Origin of the sequence: Thermosynechococcus sp. HN-54 (assembly GCF_023650955.1) — a bacterium.
GTDB lineage: Bacteria > Cyanobacteriota > Cyanobacteriia > Thermosynechococcales > Thermosynechococcaceae > Thermosynechococcus.
Genome location: NZ_CP098039.1, coordinates 1,087,760 through 1,104,392, shown reverse-complemented (window position 1 = coordinate 1,104,392; position 16,633 = coordinate 1,087,760). Strand labels below are relative to the sequence as shown.

Sequence of the window (16,633 nt, the reverse complement as noted above, 5' to 3'; positions counted from 1 at the left end):
ACCTACTCTGGTGGAAGTGCCGTGGAGCCTGCGAGAAGACCACCGTCAATATTGATTTCTGCTCCAGTGATGTAACTGGACTCGTCAGCAGCGAGCATGACAGCGACCGCAGCAACCTCCTCAGGCATGCCAAACCGTCTTAAGGGCGTATCCTGAACGAACATGGCCATGTTGGACTCTCGTTCTGAGCCAGTGCCAAGGATCGGTTCCCACATGGGGGTAAGGATTGCTGCTGGGTGAATGGAATTACAACGCACTTTCATCCCTTGCTGAGCGCAATACAAGGCAACGGTTTTAGTGTGATTACGAACGGCAGCTTTACTTGACGCATAGGCAGCGGCTGCCGGTATGCCAACAAGACCTGAGCGTGAGGAGATGTTAATGATCGAGCCAGTACCAGAGCCACGCATTGCGCGAATCGCATATTTGCACCCTAGAAACACGCCATCAAGGTTGGTTTCATGAACTGCGCGCCAAGCCTTAAGCGAGGCATGCTCCGGATCGTGTGGGACATTGCCCTCTTCCAAGCCCGTAATCCCAGCATTGTTGACAAGGATGTCCAGTTTCCCATGCTTCTGGATAATTGCTTCAGTTGTTTCTTGCCAGGCCATTTCGCTGCGCACGTCGAGGAGCACAAATGAGGCGGCATGACCAAGGGACTGGGCAACCGCATAGCCATTGTCTTGATCAATATCCGAGACATAGACAAAAGCCCCTTCAGCAACGAAAGCTCTAGCGATCGCTTCGCCAATTCCGCGGGCAGCACCCGTGACGAGAGCAACTTTACCTTGCAAACGCATTCAATGAACTTCAGATGCAGTGGGTTGAACTTAGTATAAGCTACGCTATGGCAGGAGTACCTTTTGGAGTATTGGATGAGCGATCGCGCCATGACAGTACGGGTGCGACAACACGTTAACCCTCTCAGTCACAAATTCCAGCAGGACATTACGGTTCCCGATTGGTCAACGATTTATGAGCAGCCCTCACAGCCTTTACATCTGGATATTGGCTGTGCCAAGGGGACGTTCTTGCTAGAAATGGCAGCACTTTACCCAGAGCAAAACTTTCTAGGTCTAGAAATTCGCTATCCGCTGGTGGTAACGGCCAATGAGCGGCGCGATCGCCAGCAGCTCCGCAACCTGCACTACCTCTGGGGCAATGCCAATGTGCACCTGAGCAAAATTTTAGAGGGACTCCCCCTGCACACCGTGACGATTCAATTTCCGGATCCGTGGTTCAAGCGCCGCCACCATAAACGCCGCGTTGTTACCCCCGAACTTGTGGCTACCCTTGCAGAGCTATTGCGGCCAAAGGGGCGCGTTGTCCTTCAATCCGATGTTTTTGAGGTGGCCGAGGCGATGGTGCAGCAGTTTCGTGCCCATGCGGCTTTTATCTCAACTTGCGACACTTGGCTACCGCAGAGTCCTTGGCCGGTGGCGACAGAACGGGAAAAATGTGTCCTCAATAAAGGATTACCTGTTTACCGCTGGCAATTTGAGCGGTGTGCCCTCTAACTGACCTTCAAATACTGCTGCCAATTAGCGACAATTGCTGGGGATCCGTACCAAGGGGCATCGGGGCGATCGCGCAAGCGGCTACGAGGCGCGTGGAGCACATCTTCATAGACCAGATTCTCTGCCCCCTCGAGGTGGGCTGCTGCCACCGGTGTCACCCCATCCCCCCAACAGGCACCCTCACCACAGGTGAGTTTATAGCTCTGATAGGTAAACCAATTGGCCAAGGATCCACCAAGTGTGCCATAGATTGCCTTTCCCGCCAGACAGACATAGCGAATTTTGGGGTAATAGGCGCCGGGGTAGGTGGTGTTAACAAAGTCGAGATTGCGGCGCGTCCAACGCTCCTGACTCCGATGCGGTGTGCCCAAGGTGATCAGGGTGTGCACCCATTGGTGTCCTGCCCAAACTTGGCCATCATAGGGGTGATCTCCTAGGTAAATGCGGCTAATCCAGCCCCCCGCTGAGTGGCCAATCAGATGCACAGAGGATGCCCCTGTCTCATTTAAAACGTTCTGAATGGTGGTATCCAAGGCCTGTAAAATTGGCGCCACCGATCGCCCCCCCAAGGTCGGCAACCAAGAGCGTACCTTTAGGGGCACCACTTCTGCGATAAATCCCAAATCCCGTAGGTGATCCCGCAGAGGATAGTAATCGACAGCCGCGGCCAAATAGCCCGGCAAAATAACGACAGGTAACACGGCTTCTAGCTTGCTTGGGCAGTCGCTGGAAAGTGTATCACATTTGGATAAACAGAAATGGTGAGTCCTTCCCGTGCCAACAGCGTCTGCGGAAATTGTGAGCGCGCCAACTCGCCAATGCGATCCAGACAGTCATCGTCATGACTGGGATCATGATGAAACAAAATCAGCTGCTTCACTTGGGCGGCTTGGGCGAGCTTGACTGCCTCTTGCCACGTGGAGTGACCCCAGCCTACCTTGCTGTGCTGCGGGTGGTAGTACTCCTCATCCGTATAGGTGGCATCGTAAATGATGACATCAGCGCGATCGGCCAAGGCAAACGCCCCCGGATGCAACCGATCAGGCAAATGCTCTGTGTCTGTGATGTAAGCCACATGAATGCCCTGCCAACTGACGCGATAGCCCACCCCCCCACCCGGATGATTGAGAGCCTCATTACTCACTACCACACCGCCGCCGAGGTGTACCCGCTCGCCTACTTCCAAGTCATAGAAGCGCAAATCCCCCCCCATAATCTGCAAAGGGACTGGAAAGTTGGGGTGGAGCATTTGATCATTCAGCCGCCGTTCAATGCCCTGACCATTTTTCCCTGGCACGGCGTAGATATGGAACTGATTCCCCGGTACAAAGGCGGGTTGAAAGAAAGGAAAGCCCTGAATGTGATCCCAGTGGGTGTGGGTAAAAAATAGATGTGCCGCCACTGGCTGTTGGCTCATCAAATGTTGCCCCAGAACCCGTAGGCCAGTGCCGCCGTCAAAAATAATCCGTTGGCCATTGGCTTGAATTTCCACGCAGGGTGTGTTGCCGCCGTAGCGAACGGTGTGGGAACCTGGACAGGGAATACTGCCACGCACCCCCCAAAACCGAATGGTGAGTGGGTTAAACATGGGCATATCGCAAATCTTGATTGTAGTGTGCCACAGAACACACCACTTCCCTGTGATGTAGATCATGCTTCCCCTGTGACGCTAGGAGTTGCTAGAGTGGTTGCAAGCCATCATCCAAGTTTCATAAAAAAATTTTTCTAGAATTGGCAGAACGAGTGCATATTTCCCCCAACGGCATTGGATAAATCATTGGCGGGTTGTGTCAGGAGGATGTATGCGGATAGCCAGTGAATAACACAGGCGCTCAAGCTTCCCCGTACGATTGTCCTTTGAGATTGGATGAGAGATTGATGACACTCCAACCGTGCTATAAACTCGTTGCTTTTCTCCAATTGGACACTGGCGATCGCCGGCGCTGGTTGTGCGATCGCAGACTAGAGAAATATCTCACGAATGCGGGGTACGAGTTAGGAGAACCCCACACAACCGCTATCCAGCTCTTCCAAAACTTGCAGAATCAACCCCATAATCCCGCTGCTCCCTACTGGCGGCAGGCACTGTTTTGCTACCTCCAAGAGACGAGTTGGTCCGTAGCGATGAAACTGCGGGACAAAGTTGCACGGGAACATCAGCTCGCTGACTGTTTTCAGCAGGCCTGCTATCTCACCAGCGATCCCCTCAAGTTATTGCGGGGATTTAATCCCCAGCGCGGTACGCGGCTGTCCACCTATGCCTATCGCCGTATCTATGACCGTGTTTATGATGCCTTGGTAGGGACACGGCAATCGGATTGGGGGTTGCTCAAACAGGCAGGCCGCCGTCGTCTTGCCTCAGCGCTGCAATTACAGGGATACCCAGAACATCACGTCCGCCAAATTGAACGCCTTGTTTACCTCTGGCAGAACTTGGTGGCTGAGCCTGCGCCTCCGGATCAGGGGCTTCTGGGTCAACTCGCCCAAACCTACAGCCAGTGCTGCCGTGATTTGCCCCCGTTGGCTCCTAGCCAAGTTGAAACACTACTGCGAAAGGCGATCGCCGCCTTGCGTGCCTCGCAGGTGGTGCATACTGCTGAGCAAAGGTTTTGGGACACCCTAGAACTAGAAGGAGAAGCAAATAGCCCTTGGGAAGCAATCCTGAAACAGGAAGAACAGGAAACCCTCAAACGGGTCTTTGAAATGCTGAAAAATGCGGTTGAAGCACTGGATGACGCCAGTCGTCAGGTGTTTTGTCTGTACTATTGCGAGCAGGTCAGTCAAGAACAAATTGCCCGGCAACTGGGGTTTGAAAAACAGTATCAAGTGTCTCGCGAACTGGAGCGGATTCGTGGTCATTTGGCGAAAGAAGTGCTCCTCGCCTTTAATCAACCCGCGAATACTCAACACCTCAAGGAGGTAACAGCGGTCGTAAATCTATGGCTAGAGGAGGGCTATAAAGAGCCAGCAGTGTCTTGTCAGCGGTGTGGTCGGGTGAGTAACATAACGCGCTCGTTATGCGGCTAGGGGCTTGAATCTTGCCTTCATTGAAAACGCTATGAACTTGAGAACTTGTTGTATTGGGTAAGGAACCATGATATCCCCATCACTTTCGTTTCTAACCACCATAGATGCGCCCTCGATAGCGCCCATAGAAGACATAGAACATGTTCACCTTGATTTAGCCGATTGTGGCGATCGCCAGTGGATTGAGCAGATCACCGCAGCTGCCCGTGCCTATCGTCGCGGTAGCGTTCAGATGAATGCCATGGCCTATGCAGCTGTGCGGCACTGGTTTGCGGAGATGGGCATGAGTGCCGACCCCTTCCTGCCGACTGTTGAGCTGCCGCTCTTTTGGGAGTTTGTCAACGGCACCCTGCTGAAGACACCCATAGGAAATGTCCTAAGTGTGCCCGATACCGCAATAGATCTTGATGAGTGCCGCATTCCTCTGGAATGGCTGAACATTCCCGCATGGAAACCCGACTACATTCTCGGCGTGCAAGTATTGGCTGAAGCGGCTCAAGTCAGGCTCTGGGGCTACGCCCCTAGCAGCAGTGTGAATCGTGCTACTGTGGACACCTTCAGTCGCACCTATAGCCTAGAGCGGGAGGACATGATCGAAGATGTGCCCCTCCTTGCTGCCTTGCCGGCATGCCATCACATCCCTGTTCGATCACCTGCGGCAACTGCCATTCCCACAGCCACCTTTCAGCAAATCGTCAGTGGTGAAATTCTCCTACCCCGTTTAACCTTGCCCCTAGAGGAATGGTTACAAATCATTGGTTCACCTCGCCATCGCCTTGATCTCTTTTTGGCCTGTCATCCGCAGCGGTTGAGTCTATGGCTTTACGCCAAGACCATGGGGATACGGAACCTAGTGGATCAAGGGTGGCAAGAGGTGCAGGAGCTGCTTGCGGAGGGGGCGATGCTCAATCCCTACATCAGTTGGAAACTAGGGTGGACTGCTCCAGAGTGGGCATTGCGCTCCAACGACACATTACAGGCAATGCAAGCTCAAGCGCAATTACGCCAAGCCTTAGAAACCGAAGATTGCCGCCAAGCGGTTGCCCTCCTCAAAGATCTGATTGCCACCACTGCTGATGACGGCTTGCGTTCAGCCCTTGCGACTACCCCGTCCTCAACTCTCAATTGTTCTTCAAAATCTGGTTGACCTACATTCTCGACCAAGGATTAACCAGCATGAGAGCCTTATTTTATCGCTTGAATCATTCGGGGATTACAGTGGATATGTCCACGTTTTCCAAGGCGAACAAAACTCGAACAACCACCTTATTTGAGAGGATTTACACTCATCTCATGTCTCAAGCTCGCAAGAGACATCGTTGTTCAAGTCTGATGCTGTTTCCTATTGATTCAACCGTCATTACCCTGACGAGTAAGCTCTTTTGGTTCTACAAATACCATCAAGTGAAGTTAATTACAGGATTTGATTTAACAGAGAACATCCTGGGTAAGGCAGTAGTCTCTTTTGGGGAGAGACATGACCTAAGCTTTCAAGACGAGATTTTAGAAATGATCCCTGAGAATGCCGTTGCCATCATGGATAGAGGGTTTGCGAGTTGGAGATTTTTAGAGCGGCTGAGTGAGAGGAAGTGTTTATTTGTTGTGCGTATCAAGAATAACATGAGAATGAAGCTCAATCATGAGAGATACCGAGTGGTTCAATTTTTTGATGAGCATGGAACAGAGTTTCGTATTGCGACGAATCTAATGCATCTAAGTGATGAGGAAGTGAGTGAGCTGTATCGGCATCGGTGGGGGATTGAGAACTTATGGAAGTTTCTAAAGATGCATTTATCATTAGACAAGCTGATTACGAAGAGTTTGAATGGGGTGATAAATCAGATTTATATGGTTTTGATTGGGTACTTAATTTATCCAAGGCGAACAAAACTCGAACAACCACCTTATTTGAGAGGATTTACACTCATCTCATGTCTCAAGCTCGCAAGAGACATCGTTGTTCAAGTCTGATGCTGTTTCCTATTGATTCAACCGTCATTACCCTGACGAGTAAGCTCTTTTGGTTCTACAAATACCATCAAGTGAAGTTAATTACAGGATTTGATTTAACAGAGAACATCCTGGGTAAGGCAGTAGTCTCTTTTGGGGAGAGACATGACCTAAGCTTTCAAGACGAGATTTTAGAAATGATCCCTGAGAATGCCGTTGCCATCATGGATAGAGGGTTTGCGAGTTGGAGATTTTTAGAGCGGCTGAGTGAGAGGAAGTGTTTATTTGTTGTGCGTATCAAGAATAACATGAGAATGAAGCTCAATCATGAGAGATACCGAGTGGTTCAATTTTTTGATGAGCATGGAACAGAGTTTCGTATTGCGACGAATCTAATGCATCTAAGTGATGAGGAAGTGAGTGAGCTGTATCGGCATCGGTGGGGGATTGAGAACTTATGGAAGTTTCTAAAGATGCATTTATCATTAGACAAGCTGATTACGAAGAGTTTGAATGGGGTGATAAATCAGATTTATATGGTTTTGATTGGGTACTTAATTTTAGAGCTAATGGAGATACCTGAATACTTTGGCAGGAAGCTATTAGACAAATTGCGATATTTGCAACTGATTAAGTTTTGTTGCAGAATTCAACACTTCTGTATGGGGTGTATTCTGTGGAGTTTCCGGCAATGCCCCACCTCCCTCAGGAATATCAGCAGTGGCGAGGCAGCTATCATGGCTATGTGCGCAATGCGCGTCTGGGGGCTAGCGGTAACCAAATTACGAATATTGGCACTCAGCAACCCCATCTGCTGTATGAGCTGTCGCAAAAGTACACTGCCCTAGTGACCACCCTTGGCACTTGGCTGAACAATACCCGCATCGGTTTTCCCCAAGCGGAGAGTAACTCATTTTTTGGCCTAGGTAACTTTATCTTGCCGCCGATGAGCGAGGTACATCGCATTTTTGTTCAGACAGATTTTGTTAAACTATGGCACTATCCATGGCACGATTGGTTACCGATTCGCCAACACACCAATGTAGATGTCGTCTTTTCGCCGATGGTGTATCGCTCCCTGAAGTCCCCTGCATGTGGCGAGAGTCTTGGGACATTCTTTTCTATGCGGGGCACAGTCAGGGCAATGGCCTTCATCTCAACGATGAGCAAAAACAATTAGAGATCCAGCAGCTTTATCGCACGTTTCAACATGCGGTGGATCAGGGGTTGCAACTGGCCATCTTTAACTCTTGCGACAGTATTCCTCTTGGGCGGTTCTTGATTCAGCTGGGATTACCCCATGCCATTGTCATGCGCGAAGTGGTTCCCAATATTGCTGCTGAGTTGTTTTTGAAATACTTTTTGCAGAGTTTCCATGCGGGTGCCGATCTCTACGCTGCGGTGGCGCAAGGGCGATCGCAATTGCGAGAACTGAGTCGCTGTGATGAGTATTTGCCAGGAACATCGGCGCTGCCCCTAATTTGTCGTCACCCCCAAGCGCGCTGCCCCCACTGGCACCATCTACGCCGATCAGCAGCACATCCTGTTACGGTTGATGTGTCTAGGGGCGATCGCCCTTCTTCAACAGTCTCTGAATTCCCCAACTTCCTCTACTGGTGTCGCTGGCAACTAGAACTGGCACAACTGAGACCCCAAGCGCTGCAAGATGATCCAGAGTGTCTGGCAAAGTACCACCGGGGGACGCTTGCAGCAATTTTTACAGCGGTTGCTCCAGCATCCCCAACAGCCCCATCGCCTAAAACTCACAGCTGCCGCTGTTTTGATCACTGCGCAGGGACACTGGGCAGTTGAAGCCACGAATGCTACCTTGGAGATTTTTCGTCACTCCTCCTACCTTGAGGATGTGATTCTTGCCAGTCGGTGTTTACACCTTGCAGGGGTTCGTCAGTGGGAGGTCATTGCCCGGCTAGAACGTTATTTAGGTTTGGCAACAGTGCAGTCCCATCAGATTGCCCTCGCCTGCGCCCTTGGCATCGTCAGTCTTGGCCATGATCAAGCCCTGAAGACCCTTAGGTTAATTATTCAGCAGCAGGCCTACGATCTAGATACACTAATGGCCGCTGTGCGTGCCCTCCACCACATTGCCCCTGAAGATCCGCTTGTGTTGGAAACCCTGCGATCGCTAGTGGTGAAGGCTCAAGACACCCAAGATATTCTCGGCTTGTACTATGGCTTAGCAGCTCTCGATGAATTGCAACAGCCCCTAACCCCCTACATCTCAACCACAGTCATCCCGTGGGTTTGCCAGAAAATTGCAGTTTTCAAGGCGCAAGAAGAACCCTACCTGATGCCACCCTATACCGTGCTGTGGTACTGTAGCCGCCATATTCCCTACCAAGAATTTGCAAATCTTTGGCAATAGTTAGCTTCCCCTAAGGGGCGTGGGATCGAGCACTTTCTAAAGATCAACCGTAGCGACCAAAGAAAAAATGGGGTCGTCGCAATGACTGACCCCGCCTGCCGATTCCTCAGAGAGGAGAACACTAAAACTTAGCCTAAATCAGATGAGAAAAAATGTCAATAAGCTCGAAGAAAAAGTTTGTCCAAGATGCCGAGCACCCTCTTGCCCTCTCTCCCTCAGATTCCCCGCTGTGGGCTTTCGCCCTAACCGGTGAGAAAAGTTGCCATTGCTGAGGGGGGCTAAAAGTTAAAGATTTGCTCAGCCGTCAACACCAATTGCGGGAGTAGCGTTGATCGAATTAGGGATTGTCCTGCCAATTCGGTGAGCTGATAAGATTGACCGACGAAAAGGCAAAGCACCACCTTTTGTTCTTCAGGGTCAACGATCTAATATTCAGGATCTAATTCAATGCGATGATCTGCCGCATCATAGTCAAGGAACTCTGCAAAAGTAATCTTTCTAACGGGAGTTTGAGTCATGGCTGAATCTCACAAATTCAAACGAGTGCCTAACTCCAGCCTAGCCTATCGGACTTGAGTCAAAGCTTAACTTCAGGCTAGGAGAGCAATTTCAGTTGCTGAATCACGGGTTCGGGCGATCGCGGGATCTCTAGAATGTCCTGACTCTCTTCTTCAGGAGAACCATCAAGGGTTTGGAGCGCCGCTAGCAGATCCTGCCGCAGGGGTTCAAGGTCAGGGTGATGATCCAGATACAGTTGCAGGGCATGGCGGGGGTCAAGGCACTGTTCGAGAGCAACTTCTGGCAGGCGGGCAATGGGCTGGCTATTGACGAGTTGGGGCAGGAGGCTGACGCTGTGGGCGCTTTCAAGAGCCTTTTGCAGTTCATGGAGGTTAATCAGGGGAATTTGATCGGGGCGCAGTTGATACATGACCCGCACCACAGCTCCGGTGATCTCCCGGCTGGCGATCGCCCCCAACAGTGCAGCTTGAGGGTCTGTTTCCACTGCGGTTAAATCAATGCGAATGGTGCGGAAGGGGCGGGTGGGCAGGGGGCAAAACTGAAATTCCGTTTTTCCCTTAGCGAGGTTTACTAAGACATAGCCCTTTTCTTCCCCTTCTTCACCAAAATCAACGCGCTCAATGCTGCCGGGATAGACAACGGGTGGATCCTGACCTAGGACTTGATGACGATGAACATGGCCGAGGGCAACATAGTCAAAACAGGGGCGTGCCAAGAGGCTGAGGGGAATGGTAAAGCCTTTGCCAGCACTCAAATAGCGCTCAGAGCCGTACTGCGCTGTATCCACCATGGCGTGAGCGAGTAGGACAGTGGGTAGCTCCGGATCGAGTTGGCGAATTTCCCCCTCAAGGGCAAGGTGTAGCCGCTCTAGCAATAGTTGATGCACCTCCGCAAGGGAGAGGCCACTGGTTTCTGGACGGGTGAGGAGGGTGGATCGGGTTAACCAAGGGAGGGTAATCACTTGAGCTGTACCTTGGCGGGTGTCAATGCGATGGGTGGCCAAGCGATCGCCCACAATAAAACCGGGCACCCCAAGGGTGCGATAGAGACTGAGGCTGGCGCCCCCTTGTCCTTGGGCATGCTGATCGTGGTTGCCCACCAGCAAGACGGTAGGAATGCCGGCATCCGCCAAGCGGCGAAATTGCTGGGCAAAGGCTTCGTGGACGAGGGGGGGTGGGGTGGCATCGGGAAAGGCATCACCGCCAAAGAGCACCAGATCAACGGGTTCCCTAAGGGCGCGGTCAATACAGGTGGCTAGGGCAGCAATAAAATCCTCAAGGCGGGTATTTAAGCCCGTCGCCGGGTTAATGTGACCATGGCTGAGGCCACTGCCAAGGTGAATATCAGATAAATGCAGAATTTTCATTGGTGATCAGGTGATCACGGTGGGGCGATCGCGCCCCGTTAAGCCTTGGATATTTGCCACTTCATTGGCCACTTGAATTAAATCGGCGAGTGCCACTTGGGCATCGAGGTGCTGCTGGGCCGGATTAGGTTCAAACCGCTCCAAATAGACCCGCAGGGTTGCCCCTTGGGTTCCTGTGCCCGACAGGCGATAGACAATGCGACTGCCATCCTCAAAAATCAGCCGAATCCCTTGATTGTGGCTAACGCTGTGATCCACTGGATCGGTGTAGCTGAAGTTATCGGCAACGGAGACGGTATAAGTCCCAAAGGTTTGACCCACCAAGCGGGGGAGTTTTTGCTCCAGTTGGCTCATGAGCGTGTGGGCGCGATCGCCCTCGATGCCTTCGTAGTCATGGCGCGAGTAGTAGTTACGGCCATAGGTTTGCCAGTGGACTTTGACAATCTCAGCCACAGAGGTTTGGCGGACAGCCAAGATATTCAACCAAAAGAGCACAGCCCAGAGGCCATCTTTTTCGCGCACGTGGTTGGAGCCAGTACCAAAACTTTCCTCACCGCAGAGAGTGGCTTTACCGGCATCGAGGAGGTTGCCAAAAAACTTCCAGCCCGTTGGGGTTTCATAACAGTCAATACCCAGCTTGGCCGCAACGCGATCGGCCGCTTGACTGGTGGGCATCGAACGGGCAATCCCTGCTAATCCGTCTTTGTAGCCGGGCACGAGTTGGGCATTGGCGGCCAGAATGGCCAAGCTGTCACTGGGGGTGACAAAACAGTTTGCCCCCAAAATCATGTTGCGATCGCCATCGCCATCGGAGGCGGCGCCAAAATCCGGGGGATGCTCGCCAAAGAGTTGCTGCACCAGATCATGGGCATAGACCAAGTTGGGATCCGGATGCCCTCCGCCAAAGTCTGGTAGCGGCACACCATTTTGAACCGTGCCTTGGGGTGCTCCTAGGCGTTTTTCAATGATCTGATGGGCATAAGGTCCCGTAACTGCGTGCATGGCATCAAAGACAAGGCGCAGCTTCCCGGTACGAATCACCTCGGCAATGCGATCAAAGTCAAAAAGAGTCTCCAGCAGCGCTTGATAATCAGCGACGGGGTCAATGACTTCAACAATCATTTCACCCAAGGGAAACTCCCCAAGGGTGTGCAGATTCACATCGGGGGCGGTGTAGATGTTGTAGCTGGTGAGGGCGAGGCTCCGCTCATAGATGGCATTGGTAACTTTTTCAGGCGCAGGCCCGCCATTGGCAATGTTGAACTTAACGCCAAAATCTCCCTGTGGCCCAGCGGGGTTATGACTGGCTGAGAGAATAATGCCACCGATCGCCCCATACTTGCGGATCACACAGGAGGCTGCCGGCGTTGAGAGAATGCCATTTTGCCCCACCTTGACCCGTGCAAAGCCATTGGCTGCGGCCATCTTGAGAATGACTTGAATCGCCTCAGCATTGAAGTAACGGCCATCCCCCCCTAGGACAAGGGTTTGCCCCTGCGGTGCCTCAATGGTGTCAAAAATGGCTTGAATAAAGTTTTCTAGATAATGGGGCTGCTGGAAAACAAGTACCGCCTTACGCAACCCAGAGGTGCCGGGTTTTTGATCCTTGAAGGGAGTGGTGGCAATAACTTGAATACCCATCATAAACCTCGCAAGGGTACTGCCACTATAGCGTAGCTTAGTTAGTGACATGTGGAATTGCGGTCAAGCTGCGTTATCCTAAACAGATAGAAGATCAGCACAGTGGCGGTAATATGCAGTCGTTATCTCCTATGGGGTTGGACGTTACCGGTTCCGCGACATCACTTATGATTTCAGGTTAACCCTCCACCGCAGAGGCGATCGTCTCCCCAGTCGTTCGGGATTTCTCCCCAGTTCCCCAATGCCCTTGGGTGCCGTTGTTCCACTCAATGCCTAGCATTTCTAAACCCCACTTCAGGATTAGCCACAAGCGGCTGTGCTACTTTTGTCAAGATGAGAGTCGCTTGCCTGAGTATGCGTTTGCCCTGTGATAGGTGCGCTTGTAGTTGCCCATGGCTGAAATTTCTGATAAGTTGGGGTGTTATTAAAAATTAACATTCCCATTTTTGGGTGTCATGTTTGGGAAATGTCTTCCCTTGAGAATGAGGTTGTAGGATCTGATGCTACGCGCGGGAATTGTCGGCCTACCGAATGTGGGCAAATCAACGCTATTTAATGCCCTTGTGGCCAATGCTAAGGCTGAGGCAGCCAATTTCCCTTTCTGCACAATTGAACCCAATGTCGGTGTGGTAGCCGTCCCCGATGAACGGCTAGAGGTACTAGCAAAAATTTCCCAATCAGCGCAGATTGTGCCGACGCGGGTGGAGTTTGTGGATATTGCGGGTTTGGTGAAGGGAGCCAGCAAAGGGGAAGGATTGGGCAACCAGTTCTTGGCAAATATTCGCGAGGTGGATGCCATTGTTCATGTGGTGCGCTGCTTTGAAGATGAGGATATTGTCCACGTGGCAGGTCGCGTCAATCCTGTCGAGGATATTGCGGTCATTAACTTAGAGTTGGCACTGGCGGACTTAGCGCAAATCGAAAAGCGCATTGAACGTACCCGTAAGGCAGCGCGATCGCAAAAAGAGGCTCAGATTGAACTCACGGCTCTTGAAAAGCTCCTTGGCGTACTGAATGAGGGACAGCCGGCCCGTCTTTGCCCGCTCACGGAGGAGGAAGAAGCTGCCATTCGCTTTCTTGGCTTGCTCACCCGTAAGCCGGTGATCTATGCCGCCAATGTGGCTGAGCAGGATTTGGCCACTGGGAATCAATGGACAGCGGCTGTGCAGGAGATAGCGAAGCAGGAGGGGGCGGAGGTGGTGATTGTCTCAGCTCAGGTAGAGGCAGAATTAGTGGATTTGCCAGAGGGCGATCGCGCTGAATATCTCGCCAGTTTGGGCGTCAGTGAAGGAGGTTTGCGATCACTGATTCGCTCAACCTATAAACTTCTTGGCCTGCAAACCTTCTTTACCACAGGACCAAAGGAAACCCGAGCGTGGACAATTCCAGCAGGTGCCAAGGCACCCCAAGCGGCAGGCGTCATTCACAGTGACTTTGAGCGGGGCTTTATTCGCGCTGAGACGGTGAGCTACGCAGACTTAGTGGCTTGTCAGTCCATGACAGTAGCTAAGGAAAAAGGCCTAGTACGCAGTGAAGGCAAAGATTATGTTGTGCAGGAGGGAGATGTGATGCTCTTCCGCTTCAACGTTTAGCGGCTCCCCCTGACAATTTATAACAACGTCCCGACAATCGGGTAAACTAAGGGAGGCACAATTAAGGCTATCGCTACCCCTACGGCTGCCATTGCACTCAGCAGCACGGCGCCAGCCGCACAATCTTTGGCAATACGAGCAAGTTCATGGTATTCCTTGCCAACAGTGAGATCGACCACTGCTTCAAGGGCGGTATTGAGTAACTCCAACCCCATGACAATACCAATCGTGAGCAAAATCACTGCCACCTCAACGGGGGGAAGTTTGAGCAGACCACTGAGGGCGATCGCGCTAAGACCAACTGCGGTGTGAATCCGAAAATTGCGCTGAGTCTGAAAGGCATAGACCACCCCTGCCCATGCATAGCAGAAACTATTCAGTAGAGAGGAGGCCACCCGATAGGAGCGCTGTCGCAGCACAGTTGTCCCTGATGCTTTGTCAGTATAGGACGCAAGAACTTTTTGTGTCATAACGGTACCCATCACACCAAACATTAAACTTAAGTAATAACCTTGGATTTCATACACCTCTAGAAAAAAATTTCAAAAAATTTGGTTGTTAACGCTCCCCATTTAAGCACATCTCTTGCGATATCGTTCGTATCCAACGGATCATTTGAGGACAACGGGGGGTATGAGACCCACTGCTTCGAGGCACTGAGCTTGCTGAGCCAGCATGCGTGCCAATTGCGCGTCATCGGGATGATCCCAGCCTAGGAGGTGGAGGAGGCCATGGCAGGCAAGCCACGTCACCTCTAGCGATAGAGCATGCCCGCCTTCTATGGCTTGCCGACGAGCAGTATCGCCAGAAATAATGATGTCCCCAAGATATTCAGGTTCCCCTAGGGGCAGCGGGAGGGCGTCATCGCGGGTGGCAAAGGCGAGTACATCTGTGGGGGTATCGCGATCGCGATACTGACAATTAAGAACTTGAATTTCGGCATCGGTTGTCAAACGCAATGTCAGCTCATATTCTTTCGCCTGATTCGGTTCAACCATGGCAATCCACGTACTAAACCACGTTTGCCAAGGGAGCGCTGCGACCTCAGCTGGAAGCGCCGGATCGTGGAGTTCTAGATAGACGGTAACCCTCATGAGGCTTTCGAGGTTTGCCTAACGGGTAAGATAGGACACACCCACCAACAGGGCCAGCAAGCCAATACTCGTGAGGGCAAAATGGGTGAGGGATTTGCGTCCCTTGCGCACCATGTTCCGCATGGCCAATTTGACATAACTGGGCTGCTCGGCAGGGGAGGACACGGGTTCTGGGGACTTGTTCATAGGATTTCACTGCTATTGGCAATCTTCATGAATTTTAACAAAGGGTGTTTGACTTCAGTAGCGCGATCGCGGGCGATGGTTAGCCACCGATTGCACCAAGCCCAAACCAATATAGGTTGCCAAAAGGGCAGAACGGCCATAGCTGAGGAAGGGCAAAGGAATGCCTGTCACAGGAAATAGGTTCATGGTCATGCCGATATTGACCACCGCTTGGAACATCAGCATGGAAAAGAGACCAATGGCAAGGAGCGAGCCAAAATCATCACGGGCACTATTGGCAATTTGCAATAACCGCAGGCCAATCAACCAAAATAGTCCTAAAACGAGTAAGCCGCCTAAAAAGCCTAATTCTTCGCCAATGGCTGAAAAAATAAAATCAGTGTGTTGTTCGGGAATAAACCCCAGCTGTGTCTGGGTACCGTGCAATAGACCCCGCCCCCACAGTCCACCTGCGCCAATGGCAATGCGGGATTGGATCAGGTGATAGCCTGCCCCCAAGGGATCCTTATCGGGGTCTAAAAACATTAAGAGGCGGTCTTTTTGATAGTCCTTGAGCACGCTCCACAGCAATTGCCCCAACCCTGCCCCCGAAAGATTCAGAACAATGCCGCCGATCGCCCCAATCCACCCCAAGGGAAGGCTTTGCCATGCCACAACTCCCATCCCTAATGTCCATAGGAACCACAGCACCAGATTCAGTTCATAGGGCAGTGGTAGGGCAAAGAGAATCGCCGCCACCAAAGGGGAGAGCATCAGCACAATCCAGCCCAAACGGGCATTGGCCCAATAGAGCATGCCCAAGGTGATGGCGCCAAACACAAGGGAAGTCCCCAGATCAGGTTCCGATAAAATCAACCCTAGGGGCAAGACCGTTGCCGCAAACACCCGTAGAATGCCGCTGAGGCCGTTGGCGGGCACCCGCTGGAGTAGGGCAGCTTGGGTGAGGATGATCGAGATTTTGGCAAATTCTGAAGGCTGGAGGTTAAAGCCAGCAATAGGCAGCCAACTTTGGGCACCGTTAGCTTCAACACCAAATAAGCTCACAGCCAGTAGGAGGGCACAACTGAGGCCATAGACCCACCAATGGAATGAGATAAAGACCGATGTCGGCACCCGTGCCAGTAGGAAAAGCAAAATCGTCCCCACGCCCGCGATCGCCAGATGTTGGAAGCCATCCTTTTCGCCAATGTGCAACTCGGCACTGTGAATAGCCACTGCCCCCAACAGCGTAATCAGCCATACTGCAATTAAAAGGAGCCAATCCATCCCCCACCAAGGGTGGAGCCAAGCAGACCAGCGGCGTTGCCATAGCCGAGTTGTCCAAAACATCGCCAAGTATCCTTCGTTCGCACTAGGCT

At 51.8% G+C, this 16,633-nt stretch carries 18 protein-coding genes; 9 read left to right on the top strand and 9 right to left on the bottom strand.

The genetic code is table 11. From position 1 onward, the window contains the following. Positions 1 to 2: 2 nt before the first annotated feature. The gene (locus NBE99_RS05280; protein WP_250683436.1) at positions 3 to 800 is read right to left on the bottom strand and encodes a glucose 1-dehydrogenase; all 798 of its coding nucleotides are present in this window, start codon (positions 798 to 800) and stop codon (positions 3 to 5) included. Between the two features lie 75 nt (positions 801 to 875). Between NBE99_RS05280 and trmB the strand changes: the two genes are divergently transcribed. Next, complete coding sequence (gene trmB, locus NBE99_RS05275; RefSeq protein ID WP_250683694.1) at positions 876 to 1,517, top strand: tRNA (guanosine(46)-N7)-methyltransferase TrmB; 642 nt, start codon at positions 876 to 878, stop codon at positions 1,515 to 1,517. Here the strand turns inward: trmB and NBE99_RS05270 are convergent. Together NBE99_RS05270 and NBE99_RS05265 are read right to left on the bottom strand one after the other, a co-directional pair. Further along, positions 1,514 to 2,218, bottom strand: a complete 705-nt coding sequence (locus tag NBE99_RS05270) for a triacylglycerol lipase (protein ID WP_250683435.1) — start codon at positions 2,216 to 2,218, stop codon at positions 1,514 to 1,516. The genes trmB and NBE99_RS05270 overlap by 4 nt on opposite strands. Before the next feature lie 5 nt (positions 2,219 to 2,223). After that, positions 2,224 to 3,111 (bottom strand): MBL fold metallo-hydrolase, encoded by an 888-nt coding sequence (locus NBE99_RS05265; RefSeq protein ID WP_250683434.1) that lies wholly within the window; start codon positions 3,109 to 3,111, stop codon positions 2,224 to 2,226. A gap of 284 nt (positions 3,112 to 3,395) precedes the next feature. Between NBE99_RS05265 and NBE99_RS05260 the strand changes: the two genes are divergently transcribed. From NBE99_RS05260 to NBE99_RS05230, 7 genes are all read left to right on the top strand, one after another. Beyond that, entirely contained in the window at positions 3,396 to 4,544 is a 1,149-nt protein-coding gene (locus NBE99_RS05260) for a sigma-70 family RNA polymerase sigma factor (RefSeq protein WP_250683433.1), read from the top strand. A gap of 67 nt (positions 4,545 to 4,611) precedes the next feature. After that, complete coding sequence (locus NBE99_RS05255) at positions 4,612 to 5,691, top strand: DUF1822 family protein (RefSeq protein WP_250683432.1); 1,080 nt, start codon at positions 4,612 to 4,614, stop codon at positions 5,689 to 5,691. Beyond that, positions 5,688 to 6,515, top strand: a complete 828-nt coding sequence (locus tag NBE99_RS05250; protein WP_250683431.1) for a transposase — start codon at positions 5,688 to 5,690, stop codon at positions 6,513 to 6,515. Before NBE99_RS05255 ends, NBE99_RS05250 begins: the two co-directional genes overlap by 4 nt. Continuing rightward, the gene (locus tag NBE99_RS05245; protein WP_250683430.1) at positions 6,476 to 7,342 is read left to right on the top strand and encodes a transposase; all 867 of its coding nucleotides are present in this window, start codon (positions 6,476 to 6,478) and stop codon (positions 7,340 to 7,342) included. The genes NBE99_RS05250 and NBE99_RS05245 overlap by 40 nt, the downstream gene beginning before the upstream one ends. Further along, positions 7,342 to 7,674, top strand: a complete 333-nt coding sequence (locus tag NBE99_RS05240) for a hypothetical protein (RefSeq protein WP_250683429.1) — start codon at positions 7,342 to 7,344, stop codon at positions 7,672 to 7,674. The genes NBE99_RS05245 and NBE99_RS05240 overlap by 1 nt, the downstream gene beginning before the upstream one ends. Further along, on the top strand, positions 7,587 to 8,306 hold the full coding sequence (locus NBE99_RS05235) for a CHAT domain-containing protein (protein ID WP_250683428.1): 720 nt from the start codon (positions 7,587 to 7,589) through the stop codon (positions 8,304 to 8,306). The genes NBE99_RS05240 and NBE99_RS05235 overlap by 88 nt, the downstream gene beginning before the upstream one ends. Then, positions 8,275 to 8,877 (top strand): hypothetical protein, encoded by a 603-nt coding sequence (locus NBE99_RS05230; RefSeq protein WP_250683427.1) that lies wholly within the window; start codon positions 8,275 to 8,277, stop codon positions 8,875 to 8,877. Before NBE99_RS05235 ends, NBE99_RS05230 begins: the two co-directional genes overlap by 32 nt. A 595-nt stretch (positions 8,878 to 9,472) precedes the next feature. Here NBE99_RS05230 and sbcD read toward each other — a convergent pair. Next, a complete protein-coding gene (gene sbcD, locus NBE99_RS05225; protein WP_250683426.1) occupies positions 9,473 to 10,762 on the bottom strand; it encodes an exonuclease subunit SbcD in 1,290 nt (429 codons plus the stop codon). 6 nt (positions 10,763 to 10,768) lie between these two features. Then, a complete protein-coding gene (locus NBE99_RS05220) occupies positions 10,769 to 12,403 on the bottom strand; it encodes an alpha-D-glucose phosphate-specific phosphoglucomutase (protein ID WP_250683693.1) in 1,635 nt (544 codons plus the stop codon). 500 nt (positions 12,404 to 12,903) lie between these two features. Here NBE99_RS05220 and ychF point away from each other — a divergent pair, with 500 nt between their 5' ends. Continuing rightward, a complete protein-coding gene (gene ychF / locus NBE99_RS05215) occupies positions 12,904 to 13,995 on the top strand; it encodes a redox-regulated ATPase YchF (RefSeq protein WP_250683425.1) in 1,092 nt (363 codons plus the stop codon). 17 nt (positions 13,996 to 14,012) lie between these two features. Here the strand turns inward: ychF and NBE99_RS05210 are convergent, their stop codons facing one another. The 4 genes from NBE99_RS05210 to rodA all read right to left on the bottom strand — a co-directional run bounded on the left by NBE99_RS05210 (position 14,013) and on the right by rodA (position 16,604). Beyond that, on the bottom strand, positions 14,013 to 14,465 hold the full coding sequence (locus NBE99_RS05210; RefSeq protein WP_250683424.1) for a diacylglycerol kinase: 453 nt from the start codon (positions 14,463 to 14,465) through the stop codon (positions 14,013 to 14,015). A gap of 141 nt (positions 14,466 to 14,606) precedes the next feature. Continuing rightward, a complete protein-coding gene (gene ybeY / locus NBE99_RS05205; protein WP_250683423.1) occupies positions 14,607 to 15,089 on the bottom strand; it encodes an rRNA maturation RNase YbeY in 483 nt (160 codons plus the stop codon). 18 nt (positions 15,090 to 15,107) lie between these two features. Next, entirely contained in the window at positions 15,108 to 15,275 is a 168-nt protein-coding gene (locus NBE99_RS05200) for a DUF3285 domain-containing protein (RefSeq protein ID WP_250683422.1), read from the bottom strand. Between the two features lie 54 nt (positions 15,276 to 15,329). Continuing rightward, the gene (rodA, locus tag NBE99_RS05195) at positions 15,330 to 16,604 is read right to left on the bottom strand and encodes a rod shape-determining protein RodA (protein ID WP_250683421.1); all 1,275 of its coding nucleotides are present in this window, start codon (positions 16,602 to 16,604) and stop codon (positions 15,330 to 15,332) included. Positions 16,605 to 16,633 lie beyond the last annotated feature (29 nt).